The sequence below is a fragment of the Streptomyces sp. NPDC050988 genome (genome assembly GCF_044456225.1).
Taxonomy (GTDB): Bacteria; Actinomycetota; Actinomycetes; order Streptomycetales; family Streptomycetaceae; genus Streptomyces.
This window is the reverse complement of sequence record NZ_JBITFQ010000010.1, coordinates 204,073-219,613: the sequence shown is the minus strand read 5'-3', so window position 1 is coordinate 219,613 and position 15,541 is coordinate 204,073. Positions and strand designations below refer to the sequence as shown.

Annotated in this window: 17 protein-coding genes; all 17 read right to left on the bottom strand. The window is 70.9% G+C overall.

What is annotated here, in order from left to right; translation table 11 throughout:
• Positions 1-110 precede the first annotated feature (110 nt).
• The gene (locus ACIBEI_RS23220; RefSeq protein ID WP_398891749.1) at positions 111-542 is read right to left on the bottom strand and encodes a hypothetical protein; all 432 of its coding nucleotides are present in this window, start codon (positions 540-542) and stop codon (positions 111-113) included.
• A 236-nt stretch (positions 543-778) separates the two neighbouring features.
• Positions 779-1,549: a hypothetical protein gene (locus ACIBEI_RS23215; protein WP_398891747.1), complete on the bottom strand. Its 771-nt coding sequence runs from the start codon at positions 1,547-1,549 to the stop codon at positions 779-781.
• 212 nt (positions 1,550-1,761) lie between these two features.
• A complete protein-coding gene (locus ACIBEI_RS23210; protein WP_398891745.1) occupies positions 1,762-2,379 on the bottom strand; it encodes a hypothetical protein in 618 nt (205 codons plus the stop codon).
• Positions 2,380-2,629: 250 nt separating this feature from the next.
• Positions 2,630-3,415 (bottom strand): hypothetical protein, encoded by a 786-nt coding sequence (locus tag ACIBEI_RS23205; RefSeq protein ID WP_398891743.1) that lies wholly within the window; start codon positions 3,413-3,415, stop codon positions 2,630-2,632.
• Between the two features lie 845 nt (positions 3,416-4,260).
• The gene (locus ACIBEI_RS23200; protein WP_398891741.1) at positions 4,261-5,040 is read right to left on the bottom strand and encodes a hypothetical protein; all 780 of its coding nucleotides are present in this window, start codon (positions 5,038-5,040) and stop codon (positions 4,261-4,263) included.
• Between the two features lie 387 nt (positions 5,041-5,427).
• Entirely contained in the window at positions 5,428-6,498 is a 1,071-nt protein-coding gene (locus ACIBEI_RS23195) for a DNA cytosine methyltransferase (RefSeq protein WP_398891739.1), read from the bottom strand.
• 179 nt (positions 6,499-6,677) lie between these two features.
• Positions 6,678-7,928, bottom strand: coding sequence for a hypothetical protein (locus tag ACIBEI_RS23190; RefSeq protein ID WP_398891737.1), 1,251 nt, complete (start codon positions 7,926-7,928; stop codon positions 6,678-6,680).
• A gap of 342 nt (positions 7,929-8,270) precedes the next feature.
• The gene (locus ACIBEI_RS23185; protein WP_398891735.1) at positions 8,271-8,654 is read right to left on the bottom strand and encodes a hypothetical protein; all 384 of its coding nucleotides are present in this window, start codon (positions 8,652-8,654) and stop codon (positions 8,271-8,273) included.
• A 63-nt stretch (positions 8,655-8,717) separates the two neighbouring features.
• Complete coding sequence (locus ACIBEI_RS23180) at positions 8,718-9,005, bottom strand: hypothetical protein (RefSeq protein WP_398891733.1); 288 nt, start codon at positions 9,003-9,005, stop codon at positions 8,718-8,720.
• Between the two features lie 196 nt (positions 9,006-9,201).
• A complete protein-coding gene (locus tag ACIBEI_RS23175) occupies positions 9,202-10,239 on the bottom strand; it encodes a DUF4192 domain-containing protein (protein WP_398891731.1) in 1,038 nt (345 codons plus the stop codon).
• Between the two features lie 161 nt (positions 10,240-10,400).
• Positions 10,401-10,802 (bottom strand): hypothetical protein, encoded by a 402-nt coding sequence (locus ACIBEI_RS23170; RefSeq protein ID WP_398891729.1) that lies wholly within the window; start codon positions 10,800-10,802, stop codon positions 10,401-10,403.
• Positions 10,803-11,040: 238 nt separating this feature from the next.
• A complete protein-coding gene (locus ACIBEI_RS23165; RefSeq protein WP_398891727.1) occupies positions 11,041-11,304 on the bottom strand; it encodes a hypothetical protein in 264 nt (87 codons plus the stop codon).
• Between the two features lie 232 nt (positions 11,305-11,536).
• The gene (locus ACIBEI_RS23160) at positions 11,537-11,818 is read right to left on the bottom strand and encodes a hypothetical protein (RefSeq protein ID WP_398891725.1); all 282 of its coding nucleotides are present in this window, start codon (positions 11,816-11,818) and stop codon (positions 11,537-11,539) included.
• Between the two features lie 185 nt (positions 11,819-12,003).
• Positions 12,004-12,267: a hypothetical protein gene (locus ACIBEI_RS23155; RefSeq protein ID WP_398891723.1), complete on the bottom strand. Its 264-nt coding sequence runs from the start codon at positions 12,265-12,267 to the stop codon at positions 12,004-12,006.
• Positions 12,268-12,563: 296 nt separating this feature from the next.
• Positions 12,564-13,475 (bottom strand): hypothetical protein, encoded by a 912-nt coding sequence (locus ACIBEI_RS23150; protein ID WP_398891721.1) that lies wholly within the window; start codon positions 13,473-13,475, stop codon positions 12,564-12,566.
• 69 nt (positions 13,476-13,544) lie between these two features.
• Positions 13,545-13,727, bottom strand: coding sequence for a hypothetical protein (locus tag ACIBEI_RS23145; protein WP_398891719.1), 183 nt, complete (start codon positions 13,725-13,727; stop codon positions 13,545-13,547).
• A 412-nt stretch (positions 13,728-14,139) separates the two neighbouring features.
• Positions 14,140-15,366 carry a DNA cytosine methyltransferase gene (locus ACIBEI_RS23140; protein WP_355916561.1) on the bottom strand — a complete coding sequence of 409 codons (1,227 nt, stop codon included), beginning with the start codon at positions 15,364-15,366 and terminating at the stop codon, positions 14,140-14,142.
• Positions 15,367-15,541 lie beyond the last annotated feature (175 nt).

The window sequence follows — 15,541 nt, the reverse complement described above, 5'->3', positions numbered from 1 at the left end:
ACCGTGCTCCGCAACGCGGTTAACCCCGCCAGCCTGCCCATACGCGGAAGGGCCCGGCCCGTCAGGTGGGAGTACGGGCCGGGCCCAGTGGAGGGTGAGGAAGCGGGAAGTCAGGGGGTGTGCTCGGCATCGGCCGCATCGGGGTGAGCGCGGCATTCGGCGACCGGACACACGGACTGCCCTGTTGCCGGGATGGTTCCGGCGTCGCAGTTCTCGCACACCATCCAGCCGCAGCCCACGCAGTCGCCGTAAGCAACGGTGGACTGCTCCAGGTCCTCACTGCACTCGACGCACACCAGTGGGGGTATCTCGTCGATGCGGGTGCGGCCCAGGACGGCGAGGCGTCGCACCTGCCGGTAGGTGAGCGGTCCGGAGGCGGCTAGGGGGCGCAGGAGCGGCAGGTCAGCCTCGTTAAGCCCTCGCACCGTGCAGCCGGCTTTCTCGATCCTGAGGGCACGGTCGTAGTTGTACGGCTCGATACGCCGGACAACCTGGCTCTGTCCGGTGTCGGTGATGATGGCGAGGAAGCGGGGGTCGGGCATGCCGGGGCTCCGATGGTCAAGGAAGAGGACGTGGGTCAGCCGGGCCGCTCGGTGCGCCAGGGGGGCCTGTGCACGGCGCGGCCCGGCGGTTGCCGGTCGCTCGCAGCACACGAGAGGGGGTTCGTGCGGGGCGTTCCGGCTGGGTCTGACTGTCGTGGACGGCGGGGCAAGCGACGCAACCCCCGCTCCCCCACCTGGTTCGAGGCCTGGTGGAGGCGCGGCGGGGGCCGAGGGGTTCAGAACGGGGGGACGGACCCGGCGGGCTCGGCGATGTGCAACAGCCCCTCGCGCGCGGTCAGGCGTTGGTCTCGGCCGTCCTCGCCGAGCAGGGGGAAGTTGTCCGCCGTGGCGGTCACGGTGTGCCCGCATCCGGCCGTGCACCCGTACATGTCCAGTCCCGGCACCTGCCGGTAGTTGCCGTACGGGCATTGCGTGCACAGCACGGGGTCCAGCACGTCAGACCCGACGGTGACCGGCTCGCGGAGCTGTGCCGCGTACAGGGCCGCCCGCTCCTCTCGGCGTGCCACGCACAGGGGGTTTTCGCACGCGCGGTGATACAGAACCGCGTCCGTGCTGCCGTCGTGGATGGGGTACTGGCCGTAGTCCTGGCACCACGTGCACTCAGACTCACGCGGCTGAAGCCCCAGGAACACGGCAACCGCACGAGCGCACGCTTCGGCCTGAGCGACCGGCCGTGCCTCGTCGCTGCTGAACCCGTCGAAGACGAACCGCGTACCGTCCTCGTCGGTGACGACGGCCGCAACCGCCATGAGCCCGGCGCGCGGGATGTCGTAGTGCGTGAAGCCGTTGCAGTCGTCCGCGTGGATCCACACGCGCGGCCCGTCGGTGTCGGCCTGCGCCACCAGGTACTCAGACGGAAGCCGATCGTAGGGCTTGACGACGCGGAAGCTCACGCCCTGGTGCACGAGAGCATCACGCAGCAGCACACCCATACGCAGGTCGGAGCCGTCGGAGGTCTTGGTCAGGGAGTATGGGAACGCGTACACGGGTGGGGGTCCTCTCAGTTGCCGTGTCGGCAGACGGGTGTCCGCCGGCCGCCGGTCGTGCCTCTTGCCCGGCGGGCACGGCCACCGTCAGGGCCCGCCGGGTTAGAGCGGCAACTCGCGCTGGGCGCGGGGTCTGTACGGGGGTATGGGGCGGCCCTGCCCCGCGTGCGGTCGCGGGGCAGGGCCGGAAGGCGTGGTGTGGGTGGCGGTGGTCAGGGCTGCGGGTGAGCGGGAGCACCGGTAGCCAGCACGTGGAAGAAGCCGACCGCCAGCAACCAAGCAGCGGCGCACGCCGCTCGGCTGTCGGGGGCCACCGTGAGCATGGCGCTGACGTCGCCGATGGTGTCCGGGAGTTCGGTGAGCATCGTGGCCTGTACGTGGTTGGCTGGCTGGAGGTGGCCCAAGAGGCTGCGGTCCTTCACCTGGGGGCGCAGTGACCAGGAGGGGGTGGCGGGGTCGGCGGGTGCGGTGGTTCGTGTGCCAGGGCGGAGCGCGTGGGGGTGAAGGGTGCCGAGGTGCTGGAGAGCGGTGAGCCAACGGTGGCCGGGGATCGTGTAGGCGCGGACGGTGAGGATGCCGTCGGGCGTGATGACGACGGTGCCCCTGGTGCGGGCGTGGCCGGTGTGCGGCGTGTCTTCGGTGAAGCGCAGGCCGGTCACCGGCTCCTGGCTGTGGTTGTGGTGGGGCTGGCTGGTCAGGCTGGGGGCGGAGGCGTGCACGGCGGCGTGCAGGGCCTTCCAGGTACCGGTGGCGGTCAGTTCGTGGTCGAGGTCCTGACGGGTGGTGAACAGGTGCAGGGCCGGGGCGGTGGCTGTGGCGGTGTGCGGCATGGGTGCTTCTCCCAGCGGTGATCGAGTGGGTGGGTGCGATGACCGTGCTGGGCGCGGCGGTTAGCCCCGCAACGAGCCCGCCCCTGCCTCGGTCCCCCGAGGGGGAACGTGCCGTGGGCCCGCACCAGTGAGCTACGGGTGCGGGCCCACGGTTGGTGGGGATCACTACCTGGCGCGCGGCCCGTGGAGGGAGCGCCCCTGGACGAGCTGGCCCGCCCTGCGGGGTGCGGGACGGGCGCGTGCGGTGCGGTCAGGTCTGGGGTGTGAGGGGCGGGTGGATGTGCAGGGCTTCGTGGCCGCGCCGGTCGACCTGCCAGTTGGCGGTGCGGAACGCGTCGGCGATCGCGGTGGCGGTCTTCTTGCGCTGCTTCGCGGTGGCGTCCTGGGGCGCGGCGATGTCGATGCTGAGCCAGCCGGGCCGCCACGCCACGGGGACGGGCGGGGTCGGGCCGGTCACCTCCGCGTGCACGTAGACGTCAATGGTCGGCGAGGTGAAGCCCTGGAACCACAGGTGCTGGGCGGCATGGGTTTCGGCTGGGGCGTGGGTGGGGGTGTCACGGATGACGCCCTGGCGTACGTGGAGGAGGTGTTCACCCACGGTCCAGGTGTTGTGTTCTGTGGCGTCGTACCCGGCCTGGCGCAGCCAGGCCAGGGCGAAGCGCGCCCGGGAGGCGGACGCGGTGTGGAGGTGGACGGTGACGCAGTCGCCGCCGCAGCACTCGGTGTCGGTGGTGACGGTGAACTCGTCGGCGTGATCGGGCCGGTGGGGGTTGTGGAGCGCGGGGCCCGCGCTGAGGAGGAGTTCGGTGACGTCCTCGGTGGTCGCGTCGGGTGAGATAAGACGGGGCGGGACGGCATCGACCTGGTAGACGGGGCCTTCGGGGTCGATACCGAGGGTCTTGAGGAACCAGTCGCTGAGGATGGTTGCTGTCTCGTCGGCGGGCCAGGCGGTGCCGAGCGCGAGCAGTCGGCGTGCCAGGTTGGCGATGAGCTGCCCGTCGGGCGTGGTGGGGTCGAACTTGCGGACCAGGGGCATGACAAGGCTCCGATCAATCGGGGGGTGGGTTGGGGGCGGCGGGCTCGGGGCCAGGCCGCGATCTCTGCGGTCACCGCTCCCCCAGGGCCGGTGGGCGCACCGTGGTGCAATGGCCGGCAACACCCGCAACCCGAGACCACACGTCCAAAGGCGGCGGCATCGGTGGCCGGGACGCGGCGCGGACGGCGCGGCGGGGTTGCGCGGGGCGGAGCGCGGACATGAAACGGCCCCCGCCACCACCAAGGGCGACGAGGGCCGGGACCGGAGGGCCGAGTACGGGCGGGCCGGTCAGGGAGCTACGCGGCGCACGCAGGGCGCCGGCGGCGCAGCCGCACCATGGAGCGGGCGATGGGCTATTTCCAGGTTGGGCCTTCGACTCGAAGGGTGTGCTTCGCGAGAAGTAGGTAAGCCATGCGCATCATGTGATCCACGCGCCGTGGGGGACTGATGTTCCGCAGGGTGAAAATCGCTTCCCGGAGTTCAAGGGATCGCTGCTGAAGCGCGGGAGTTCTGTGTTCTGGAAGCGGTTCATCGGCTGTCATGTCGTCGTGCAAGGTGATGACGGCACCGAGTAGCTCCCTGACCCTCGCCGGGAATTCGGGGGTGGCGTGTGCCGTCCAGGTCTGGCGCCACGCTTCCTGCGCCGCTGCCAGCAGTTCCTCTTGATCAGGAAGGGGAGGTACGGACATCAGCTGTCTCCGTGGGTGGTAGGGCTCGGGCTCCCACGGGCCGAGCAGGCATGCGCACCGTGCTGCGCGGGCGGGCAAGAGACGCAACGGTGAGGCGGGCTGGAGGGCGGCCCTCGGCCGCCCGGAGGTGCCGGGCGGCCGAGGGGCGCTGGGCGGTCAGCGGCCGGGCTGGCCGATCAGGACACGGCCTTTGCGGACGATCTCGTGCGTGCACTGACCCGCTTCGGCGGTGTGGGTGAGTTGGGCGGTGTGCAGGCGGGACAGGTCAGTCCAGAACCGGTACAGGTGCGGTTGGTCCGGACGCGAACGCTGCGGCAACCGCCGGGCGTAGCCACCCAGGGCGGCCGGGCTCGGGACCATCTCGGCTTCCAGTTCCACCCACGCCTGCCGGGTGTCGGGGTGGATGCCGAAGATCCGGTACACGGCGTAGACGCCCCAGTCGTCCGCGTGGTCACGGCCCGACCCGATCGCATCCGCTGCGGTCTGGTCGTGGCCCTCGGGGTCGAATGGCCAGTCGATGAACGTGCAGTGGAGAGTGCACGCGGGCGTGCCGGGCTGATCACCGGTGGCCGGGCGCAGATCCGGGCCCTGACGGCCCCGGCGGCTGAGCGGCGCCTTCGAGCACTTGAGGCGCACCCGCGTCTCACGGCCAGGCCCGGCGTGCTCGTCGCGGACGCCGTGACGAGACCGGTCAGCGACTCGGTCGCGGGACGAAGCCGCGTCGGGGGCGGGGAGCTCGATCCGGTACGCCAGGACACAACTTCCGCAATCCGCACCAGGAATCGCGGTCGACGGCCGACCACTGGCCGGATGCACCCCAGCAGCGAGCAGAGCCCGGACGTTGGCGTTTCCTGCCCGGGCGGGGATCTGCGGGTAACGGGGGGACGTGACCGTGATGGCGGCCGTGGCCTCGGGAGCGGGGGTGGATATGGGCATACGGGGGTTCTCCTTCGAACGCGCGGTGTGAGCAGCCGAGTTGGCTGGTTGCTGGCGGGCCCGGGGGCGGGTTCGGTGGTCACCGCTCCCGTCGGCCTGGCGGACCGAACAGTGGTGGTCCGCCAGGCAAGCGGCGCAACGTGCAGGGGCTGCCGGCTGGGTGTGGTTGGAGCAGGCCGGGGAGGCGGGTTTGAGTGGTCACCGCTTCCCCTGGCCCGGTGAACGGCACAGTGGCGGTCCGCGGGGCAAGCGGCGCAACGTCGCCGGACGCGCAAGCGTCACGGCGGCGGGGCTGGGGCGGCACTGCGGCGCGCGGGCGCTGCGGCATGACACCGGCCCCCGACCCACGCGGAGCGCGGGCTGAGGGCCGGTGCGTCATCTACAGCGTCAGGCGGCCTGTTTCCCAGTGCGGGCGGCCAGTTGTGCGGCCATCGCCCGCCGGATGACGGCCTCCGCCAGTGCCGACGGCATTGCGTTGCCGATCTGCTCGTACTGCTTGGTCCGGGTGCCCTGGAAGGGGTGGTCGGGCGGGAAGGTCTGGAGGGCAGCGGCATCGGCGACGGACACCCGGATCATGTCCTTGCGGCCGCCGCGGTAGGCGGGCAGTGCATCGGCGTCCACCAGTCGGGTGTCCGCGATCCAGCGGCCCGCGTCGCGTTCCCCGTACAGGGTGGCGCGGCTTCCGGAGCCGCCGACGCAGGAGGGGTCCGGGCCCCCGGCTGCCGTGCCGACTGCGACGGTGAGCGCGGGGCGGTGCGTCATCCCCCAGCCGAGCGCCTCTGCCATCGACACCCAGGGCAGCAGATCCTGGTTGCCGCCGTCCTGGTCGGTGGTGCGGCTGTAGCGGCGGTGGGTCGGGGCGGGCAGAGCCGCCTCGTCGTCTCGGCGGGCTACCAGGACGGCGCGGGCACGGGTCTGTGGGACGCCGTACTCCTCGGCGTTCATACGGCCCGTGACCACTGTGTAGCCCTCGCTGCGCAGGATCTCGGCCATCGCGTCCCACACGGGCAGAACGGTGGGCACCTGCTCCAGCATCACGGTTCGGTAGGGGCGTCCGGTGTCCAGGGCGGCGAGGACCCAGCGCAGCGGTTCCAGCACCAGGCCGGTGCGTTCGTCGTCCAGAGTGGCGAGTCCGGAGCGGATGTCCTTCCTCGCGGCGAGCAGTGCAGCGAAGTGCAGCACGGTGTCCAGGGCCCGGCGCCCGGCGCCCTTGCCGCCGATGGAGTACGGCTGGCACGGCGGTGAGCCGATCAGGTCCGTGGCGGCGGGGAAGTCGTCCGGGCTGTAGGCGCGTACGTCGCCTTCCACGGTGTCGAGTCCAGCGGCGCGGCGGGTCTCGCAAGCGGAATGGTCTAGCTCGATTCCTGTCACGGCGAGGCCGAGTTGCTGTGCGGCTACGTCCCAGCCTCCCGGGCCTCCGAACAGGTCGATTATGTCGACCGTGGACTCCTCAGTCATGGCCGGTTCCTCGATTCCTGGTTCTCTGTCACCGGAAGCGGAACCCCCGGATGAAGTTGGCCGAGCCAGGAGGCCACGAACAGGGATAAGTCGCGCAAACCATCAACTACGCGGCGTAGAAGGCGCATTCATAGGACGGCCTCCGGTCTCGCGGGAGAGGCGAGACCGGAGGCGGGGCGTTAGCTGGCAGGCGCGGCACCGGGATAGGGGGTGAGGGCGTCGGTGGCCGGGTTGTTCTTGTTCCAGGGGCGGCTGTGGGTCCGCCAGAGTTTCTCTTCGGGGTCCCATCGCTGGACGCAAATGTTGCTTACGCCGTTGGCGGAGTCGTTGTAGCGGAAGATGGAGCGGTAGGAGACGCCTTCTCCGTTGACGGCGTTGTCCCGGGCCCGGCGGGCCACCTCGTATGCCTCCTCCTCCGTGAGGTACGGAGCGCCCGCGCTGAGGCCGGGGCCCGCCAGTTGGATCCGCCAGGGGGCGTGGCGGAGGGAGTTGCCGGGGGTCGAGGCGAGGATGTCAGCGACGGTCGTCGTGGTGGTGCAGTTGGCGGCCCATTGCCGGGCCTGCTCCTGAAGCCACGGCAGCAGCGGCCCGGTGGCCTGCTCGCGCGGGTGGAGGAGGAACGTGGCGTCGTCCAGGGTGGCGAGGCGGGGATTGTCGGGACTGGTGATGTGTACGCAATTCCCGCCGAACCAGACGAAGTTGAAGCGGGTGCCGTCGGCGGTGGTGTCCTGGTACGTCCACGGTGCCCAGGTGGTGACCGGCCGGGTGGCGATACCGGCGTTGCGCCACTGCGCGGGGCCCTCGGGCGCGTCCCACACCGCACGTGCGGTGGTGGCGAACCAGGTGGTCCAGGCGCCCCAGGTGCAGTCGGCCTTCACCTGGGTGGGCAGGTGGCGGATCGTCCAGGCGATGACCGAGTCCTCCGTGCCGTCGCCGTAGCGGGCCGGGTCCGGTACCTGCTGGGGTGCGTGAATGCCCAGGTGTTCCAGTACCCCGGTGGACCAGCCGCTGGTGCGGCGGTACAGCCAGTCGGTGGTGACATCGGTGGGTGTGCGGCCGTCGGCGGCGAGGTCGATGATCGGCTGCCAGTCCTTGCTGTCGGCGGGGACAGGCTGGTGGTGCTCGGTGAGGGCTGCTTCGATGACCGGGCCACCCCGGTAGCGGACCTGTACACGTCCGCTGAACTCGCGGGTCGTCCAGGGGTGTTCGGCGAAGTTCTGGCCGGTGGTGATCTCCCTCCCTTCCCACCAGGCATCGCATACGTCGCGCAATGCGCTGAGGGTGAAGGGCAGCTCACCGACGCTGATCCGGTCGGGGTAGACACCCCAGTGCGGGACGGTGTTCCCGGTGCGGATCGTGATCCCCCTACCGCTGGTCCAGGTGAAGGTGAGATCGGCACGGTCATGGTGGTATGTCAGGGCGGCGGGCACGGCGGGTTCCTCTCGGCCGGTGGACAAAGGGGGGCGTCCGGCGCCGGGGCGGGGCTGATGGTCACCGCTCCCCCGGGGCCGGTGACCGCACCATGGGGCGGCGGCCGGCAAGGCCCGCAAGCGGGAGTCGGCACCGCACGAGCCGCGGCTCCCGGCTCCCTCACAGGTCAGGGGGCCGGGGGTGCGGGGCGGGCGTGGGATGGCTCCTCGCGCTGGACGCGGATTGCGGGGGCCGAGTGGAACGCAGCTGTGGGGGCTGGCGCGCGTGGGCGGGGCGGGGAGCGCGAAGCGGCCCGCCCCTCGATGGAGGGACGGGCCGTTGGGTGGTGCCGGGAGGGTTGTTCAGCGGCGGCAGTCAGCCGATGAAGGGGCGGCGCATCCGGGTTGGCAGGTGGAGCGGTGGACGCCGTTGAGCAGGATGCGGACGGCGTTGGTGCCCTTGGCGCGGCAGGGACGTTTGGCGTCGTTGCCGTGGATGACTTCGGCGCGCAGGACCTTGCCACTGGTGCGGCCGATGACGATGGAGCCGAACGCGCCGTGCGGACCGACAGCGTTGAGAGTGATGCGGCGGGTGTGGCCGTGCGGTTGACCCCAGGTAGGGCGGAGGCCCTTTGCTTCGGCGAGACGCACGATTCCGACCGTGTGCGCGGTGAGTCCCGTGAGATCAATCGTGGTTTCGGCTGCGGCGGGGATGGGCTCGGGGGCAGGGGTGAGGGCGGTGTTCACGGCGGTTGTCTCCGAGTTGTAGGGGCGGCTGTACGGGGCGGTGGCGCGGCCGGGCGCCGCCGGTCAGGAAGAGGTACGGGGGAGGCAGCTGCACAGTGCGTCGTGGATGACGCCGCCTTGGGTCAGGTGCTCGGGGGCGGCGTTGGTGCGGGCGCGGGCAAGGTCGTCTCGCGGGCGTGTGCCCGCGCTGACTTCGGCTTCGACGATGTACAGGCAGCCGCAGTCGCCCCAGCGGGCGGCTCCACGGGCGAAGCTGAGTGCTTCGTCGACGGCACGTCGGTATTCGGGTCCGAAGTGGGTGTGAGGGGTCAGCGCGTCGATGCGGGATTGTGCGGCTTGGGAGAACGGCACGGCAGAGCCTCCTGTGGGTCGGCGGGAATCGGTCCGGTATCGGGAGGGGTTGGTGGTTTCCGCTCCCTCGGGGCCGTGGCCGAACCGTGGTCTGGTGGACGGCAAGGGAGGCAACCGCGCCGGCCCGGACAGACGACGTCCCCGACACCCGCGCACGGGGCGGGTGTCGGGGACGTCGGTGGGCACGTGGCGTCGATCAGGCGGGTCGTCCTGCTCGGGCCATGTCCTTGAGCTGCTCCTTCGAGATGCGCATGTTGAACGCGGCCTGGAGCATGGCGGGCAGGTGGGCGGTGGGGTCGAGGAGGCATGCTCGGCGAAGGGCGAGGCGGGCGAGGGCCTCGTCATCGTCGTACCAGGCGCTGGCTGCGAGGAGCGTCAGCGGGGCGCAAGCGAGGACCTCGTAGGAGTCGACGGCGGCGGTCGCGAGGTAGGTGAACAGGCGGCGGGCAGCAGGGTTGGTGTGGGTGTCGGGCAGGCTCATGGACCAGTCGCGGACCAAGCGGTCACTCAGGGCGTACAGGAGGGTGGCGGTGTCGGCCGGAGGCAGAGCGGTGGTGGCCTGGTCGGTGAACGCGGTTGCCGCGTGTTCGAGCAGGGCGTGGGCAGTTCGGGGCCGGGCGGCTCCGAAGGTGTTGGTGGACGCGACGGTGTCGAGCGCGGTGCGCATGGTGTCGGCGGCTCGGCCGGTCAGTGGGGCGAACGCGGCAGTGAGGGTTTCCTCGCTGGGGGCGGGGAGCTGTCCGGCGACGGTGAACGCGACGGTCGCGGGGCCGGGGGTGGTGTCCGGCAGGGCGATTCCGGGACCCGGGTCTGTGTCGTGGGACAGGTCCCACCACTCGTTGGCGCTGATGCACAGGGACAGTTGGACCGTGACGCGGTGGTGAGAGAAGGCGGAGTGGAGTAGACCGGCCAGTGGCGCGAGATGGGTGGCGACCGTGTGGCCGTTCTGGCCGGGGGCCGGGTCATCCACGAGGTAGAGCACGACAGAGTCGAGCGTGGGCAGGCCCGGGGTGTCGAACTCGCTGGCGATCGCGCGGGAGCTGTCGGCGGCGAAGTCGAACCAGTCGGACTCCATCACGGGGAGCTCCAGGCGGGCGGCGCAGGCGAACTCCCTGTCGTGGAAGGCGGCGACGACCAGGGACTTGCGGGGTCGGTAGCCGATTAGGTAGGGCAGGGCTTCTGCGAGGTCAGCAGGGGTCTGGAGGCGGACGACAGCAGACTCTGGGCGGGACATGCGCAGGCTCCGTTCATTGCCGGTTGGTGTGGGGGCACCGTGCGGAAGCGGAGGGTTAGGGCGGCAACCGTTGGCGCGCTGGTGGCGCGTGCATGGCCGGGTATGGAGCCGCCCCCGGCACCGCGCGGGTGCCGGGGGTTCGAGGGCCTGGAGGAGGTGGGCTAGGTGTCGAGCTCGCCACGGGCGTCCATGACGTCGGTCAGGGCGTACATCCTCAACCCGTCGTCCTCGCTGTGGATGGCGTGGTAGCTCTCGTCCTTCCGCTGGTCAGGCGTGAGGGATTCGGCGCGAGTGCGGGCTTCCGCGTACACGATGTCAGCGGCCGTGCGGTCGACCGCACCGGGGCTGGTGTAGGCGAGGCGGGCGTGGACGAGGGTGAGGTGGCGCTGGGCGATACGGAGCGCGGCGGCTGCCCCCGTGGTGGTGTAGACGGTGACGCGGGTGGGGTTGTGCGCGTCGTCGACCGTCGGTTCCGGGTTGGCCCCGGCTGCCGGGGCCGGCTCCGAGGCGAGCTTGGCGGCCTGGGCGGTGAAATCGTGAACGTGCAGCGTGTATTTGAGCATCAACGGACGTGCCCTTTCCGGGACTTGGGGTAGGGCGCGGCAGAAGGCCGTGCCGAAGGGGACCGTGGATGCGTGGCGGGCTAGGCGGGCAACTGTTGCGGGCACGGGGTCACCGGACGTGGTGCAGGATCGACCGGGCCGCTGGCGTCATGCGAGGGCGGGGCGGAGCGTGGCACTGGCCAGGCATGCGGCGGCCCCGGCGCCATGCAGTGCGGGCGCCGGGGCCGAGAAGGCGCGGTCAGATGACCTCGCTTGTGTTCGGGTGGGTGTCGGTCACGCTGGTCAGTGGCAGGTTGCAGGCCTGCGTGAACAGCTCCTTCGGCTGCGGGTCGCGAGGAGCGGCGAGCTGCTGCTCCGCCGGCGGCGGCGGCTCACCGGGAGCGGCGCGGGGCGCGGGGCGGAGCATGTTGAGGATGTCGCGGGCGTCAACCTGGTAGTCGGCCTCCTTGTTCGCCTCGGTGACGACTGATGTCAGATAGCCGACCAGTTCGCTGTGGGACACAGGTCTCCTTTCGTCGGGCACCTGGCGGCTCCTGACGTGTTGTGTCAGGGAGCGGCGGTGCTGTGTGCGCGGCGAGCTGCCGCGACGGGGCGCACCGTGGCGGTGTCAGGTGCTAGGTCGGCAAGCGGAGGCGGCACCATGGCGGGGCGGCGTGTCCGGCAGGTGCCCTGATGGCCCCAGCGACCGCGCGGCGCGGGTTCCGAGGTCATCAGGACGTCCAGACAGGGCGGAGTCAGGCAGTTGGGGCGCGGCGGTAGCGCTTGGGGGTGCGGTTCAGATATCGCGGGTTCGGGCTGGTCGGCGCCCGGTCGACGTCAGCACGCTGGCGGAGCAGGTACGGGGCGTGGGCGGGAGGCTTCAGGGGTGACGGAGCACCCCGTCCGAAGACGGCGGTCATCGGGCCGGAGCTGGCAGTCCGGGAGACGGTTCCTTTGGTCCAGCGGAGGTGTCGAAGCCCGGGCGGGTCGCGGCGTGCCAGTCGGGCACGGGCCGCGCCCACGGTCTTCAGCGGCATGGGGGTTCCCTTCTTCTGTGCGTACGGTTCTTGAGGTTGCGGGCTGCTCGGATGTGCCGGGCGGCTCGGTGGTGTGCACCGTCGGCCCTCAAGGGGAAAGCCCCGCAAGCCCCGCCTGGGCCGAAGATCGGCCGCTCGGCGGGGCTCAAGGCTGGGGAGCGGAGGGCGCGGAGCTGGGGTGTTGCCTAGTGGGTGGGCCATAGGCAGACGGCAAGGACTGCGTCGTCAGGGGCCTTGCTGTAGGCGTCGGGCACCTTCTGGGCCTGGCGTGCCGCGTCGGTCATGTAGCGCTCGCCGCTCCACTCGTTTTCGGCGCGATACATCGACGGGTCGACTTCGTAGAGCGGTGAGAAGCCGTTGCCTCCGGCGTCCTTGGCAAGGATCACGATCGTGTCACCGGGTAGGTGGCCGAGCTCGGCCATCGCTGTGCGGAGTTCAGCGAGTGTCATACGGATCTCCCGTTGGGGCTCGGGGGCGCGGTGAGGTGGGGCCGGACCGCGCGGAGGCGAGGGGCACGCGTGGCCCGGCCGAGACTGGTTGCCACCGGGTGCAGAGGGGGGAAGCGGGGCATTCCGGCCGGAACTCACTGTCGAGAGCGGCACACCTAGACCCGCAACCCCCAGGGGCGGCGGCCGGCGGGGCGGCGGCCGCTGCCACGGCACACCGCGCGAAGCCCCGGCGTGGGCGGGAAGGCCGTGGGGTGCCGGGTCCGCTCCGGTCGGTGGCCGGAGCGGGTCTCAGCTGATCAGTGGGCGGGCGCAGTCGGGAAGGTGATCCGGTACAGGGCGGTGGACTTCTCGTCCGGGACGAGCTCCCAGCCGGACGCGGCGACGTCCTCGGGGGCGGCTTCGTCCATTGCCATGCGCAGCACCTCGTCGGCCGATCCGAGCGTCTCGGTGTCGAAGGGGCCGGTGTCGTCGGCCGTGTCGATCTCACTGTCCCCGGCGAACACCGCACACACACGGGCGAGGTCGGTCAAGTCGATCAGCGCCGACGTCGCCTCGGGGGCCAGGGCGCGAAGAATCTGGCTGACCCGGACGCCCGCGGTGCCCAGCGGCGCCTTCGGCTGGCCGTCGCGGGTGAGGCCGCAGAAGCATTCGACGTCCTGCCAGTCCTGGGTGTAGCCGCATGCGCACTCCCAGGTGACGACGCACCAAGGCCACTCCCGGCCGCCGATGGGGTAGTAGCCGTCGTCGAGCGGTTCGATGACGTCAACTGCGCCGGAGCCCTCGTCATCGACCCACTGCCAGTGGACGCAGATGACAACCGCGCGGGCAGCTGCTCGACGTCCGGCATTCCTGTTCTTCGCCTTGCGGGCGGCCCTGCGAACCTGCGGGGTGACGGCGATCGGTGTGGCGGTCGGGGTCTTGCCGCGCCAGCGGACGCGCACGGCGACGGCGCGTGCGGCGCGGTCGCCGTCCTCGGTGACCACGTAGGTCTCGCCGCTGTCGATGACGTGGACCGTGTCCGGGCCGCCCTCGCGGCCGTCGATGATATGGATGGTCTCCATACAGCTGAAGCCGTAGCTGTCGGCCATTTCCAGCGTCCCGGCCGATACCTGCCGACTGGCGTCGAGGCTGAAGAGGTAGGACCAGCCGGTCCACTTGCACTCGTATGGGCCGACGATGCCGTCCAGAGTGACGCGCGTGTCGATCATGTCGATTTCCTTCGGATGTGGGTCCGGCTGGAACCTCGTGGGTTCCAGCCGGATGTCGTGCCGGGCAGGTCAGTCGCTGTTCTGGGACGGGTTGATAGCCGTCGTGTGGTCGTGCCCGGTCTCCTTGCGGTCGTGCTCCAGGCCCGGGGCGCAGGTGGCGAGGTGCCCGGCCCAGTCCTTGTGCGGGCCGTCGGGGATGATGCGGAACACGAAGCAGCGGTGACCGCAGTACTTGCAGTAGGCGCCAGCCATGGCGTCCTCCTCGTCTGGGGTGGGTCGGGCGGTCAGAAGAGCGACGGCGTCGCGGTCGCTGCGAGGGCAGAGGTGCGTGCCGGGGCCCGCAACGGGGGTCGAGCGGCGGCAGGTGGAGCCGCGCAACGCGCGGCTGGGAGTGCTTGCGCGAGGGGTGTGCGGCCCGGCGGGTGCCGTTACCGCAGTGCACGGAGGGGCTTCGTGCACGGGCGTTCCGGGTGACCTCACAGTGCGGTCCTGCGCGGTTAGGCCCGCAACCTCCAGGGCTCGGCCAGCGAGCGTGGCGCCTTTGTGTTCCGGCCGGAAGGAGCGAACGGTCCGCTGTGGGACGGCCAGCGCGATGACGCCGCCGCCCCCCGCGCTGGTGGGCGCGGGGGGGGCGGCGGTGAGGGGTGACCTGCCGGGAGGCGGGTCAGTGAGGCAGTACGGCCTTGACGCGGCGGGCGAGCCAGGCTGCGACGATGACGGGAACCGCGTTGCCGACCTGGAGACGCTTGTCGGCTTCGGTGCCAGCGAAGATGTGGTGGTCGGGGAAGCCCTGGCAGCGAGCCTTCTCCTTGATGGTCAACGCCCGGTACTCACATCCGTCGACACTCATGTCGGCGGTGGGGCGTGCCAGGTAGTGGTGGCCTCCGCCTTGCGCGGTGAGCGTGCCGATGGGCTGGTCGAGCGACTTCACCTTGACGTTGTTGCGCCTGGTCACGATGAACGGCTTGCCGCCGAATTTCTCCAGCCCGGCGGCGACCTGTTCGCGCGCCTTCGGCGAGTACGAGGTGCGGGTGACCCGCTGTTTCCCCTTGAAGTAGCCGAGGCCAAACGGCTCCCCTCGCACCGAGAGATCAAGCGCCTCGCCGATGCCGCGGGTGACCGGCTCGACGTGAGCGCCGCAACGCGAGTTGGGGCACACGTAGTAGTAGTCCCCCTTCCCGCGGGGGCGGCCGTACTCGCCGACCTGGAAGCTGGGGTTCTTCTTCCAGTGCTGGACGCCTTCGACCGGGCCGCAGGTGGGGCACATGGCGTCGCAGGTCGGCCGGAGGTCGGGCAGTCCGTTGGCTTCCGCGATGTCGTTGCGAAGGAAGCACCACACCACCCTGTCCCGGGACTGCGGGAGCGGTGGAATCCCCTCGACCTTGAGGTGTGCGGCGTTCACCGAGGCGATGACCGGGGTGTAGCCGAGGGCTTCCCAAACAACCAGCCACGCCTTGAACAGCTCGGAAGTACCGAACTGGGCGACGTTCTCGCCGACGTAGGCCATGGGGCGGTGGACCTGGGCATAGCGGATGGGCTCCCACATGGTGATGCGGGTCAGCGGCCAGCCTGCGCCCGGCTTCGGGTAGCCGTTCTCGTCCAGCTCCACGGCCTTGCGCGGGGCGGCCTTGCCGCCCGCCGGGGATGCCTCAGTGCAGATCGGCGACGCGACCAGTACCTGGGCAGGGGGCACGCAGCGCATGTCGATGGCCTGAACTTCGGCAGGACTCACGAAGAGGCCGGGCCAGTTGATGCGGGCGGTTTCCACCGAGGCGGGGTGGTGGTTCGCGGCGTACAGGGACAGGAATCCGGCGTCGGTGAAGCCACGCATGTCACCGCAGCCGCCGGTGAAGAAGTGCACCGATGTTGGGCCGTCGAACAGGGCCGTCATCGCAGCAATCCCCTTCCAGGAGCAGGGAGTTGGAGTACGCGGCCAGGGGTTGGCCGGGCGGTGACGGCACACTCGGGGTGGGCACGGTAAGCCCCACAACCTCCCACCACACGGCTAGCCCGACGGCCGGACGGAACGACCTGTGGTAGCTCGGCAGCCGACAACCGGCAGGGAA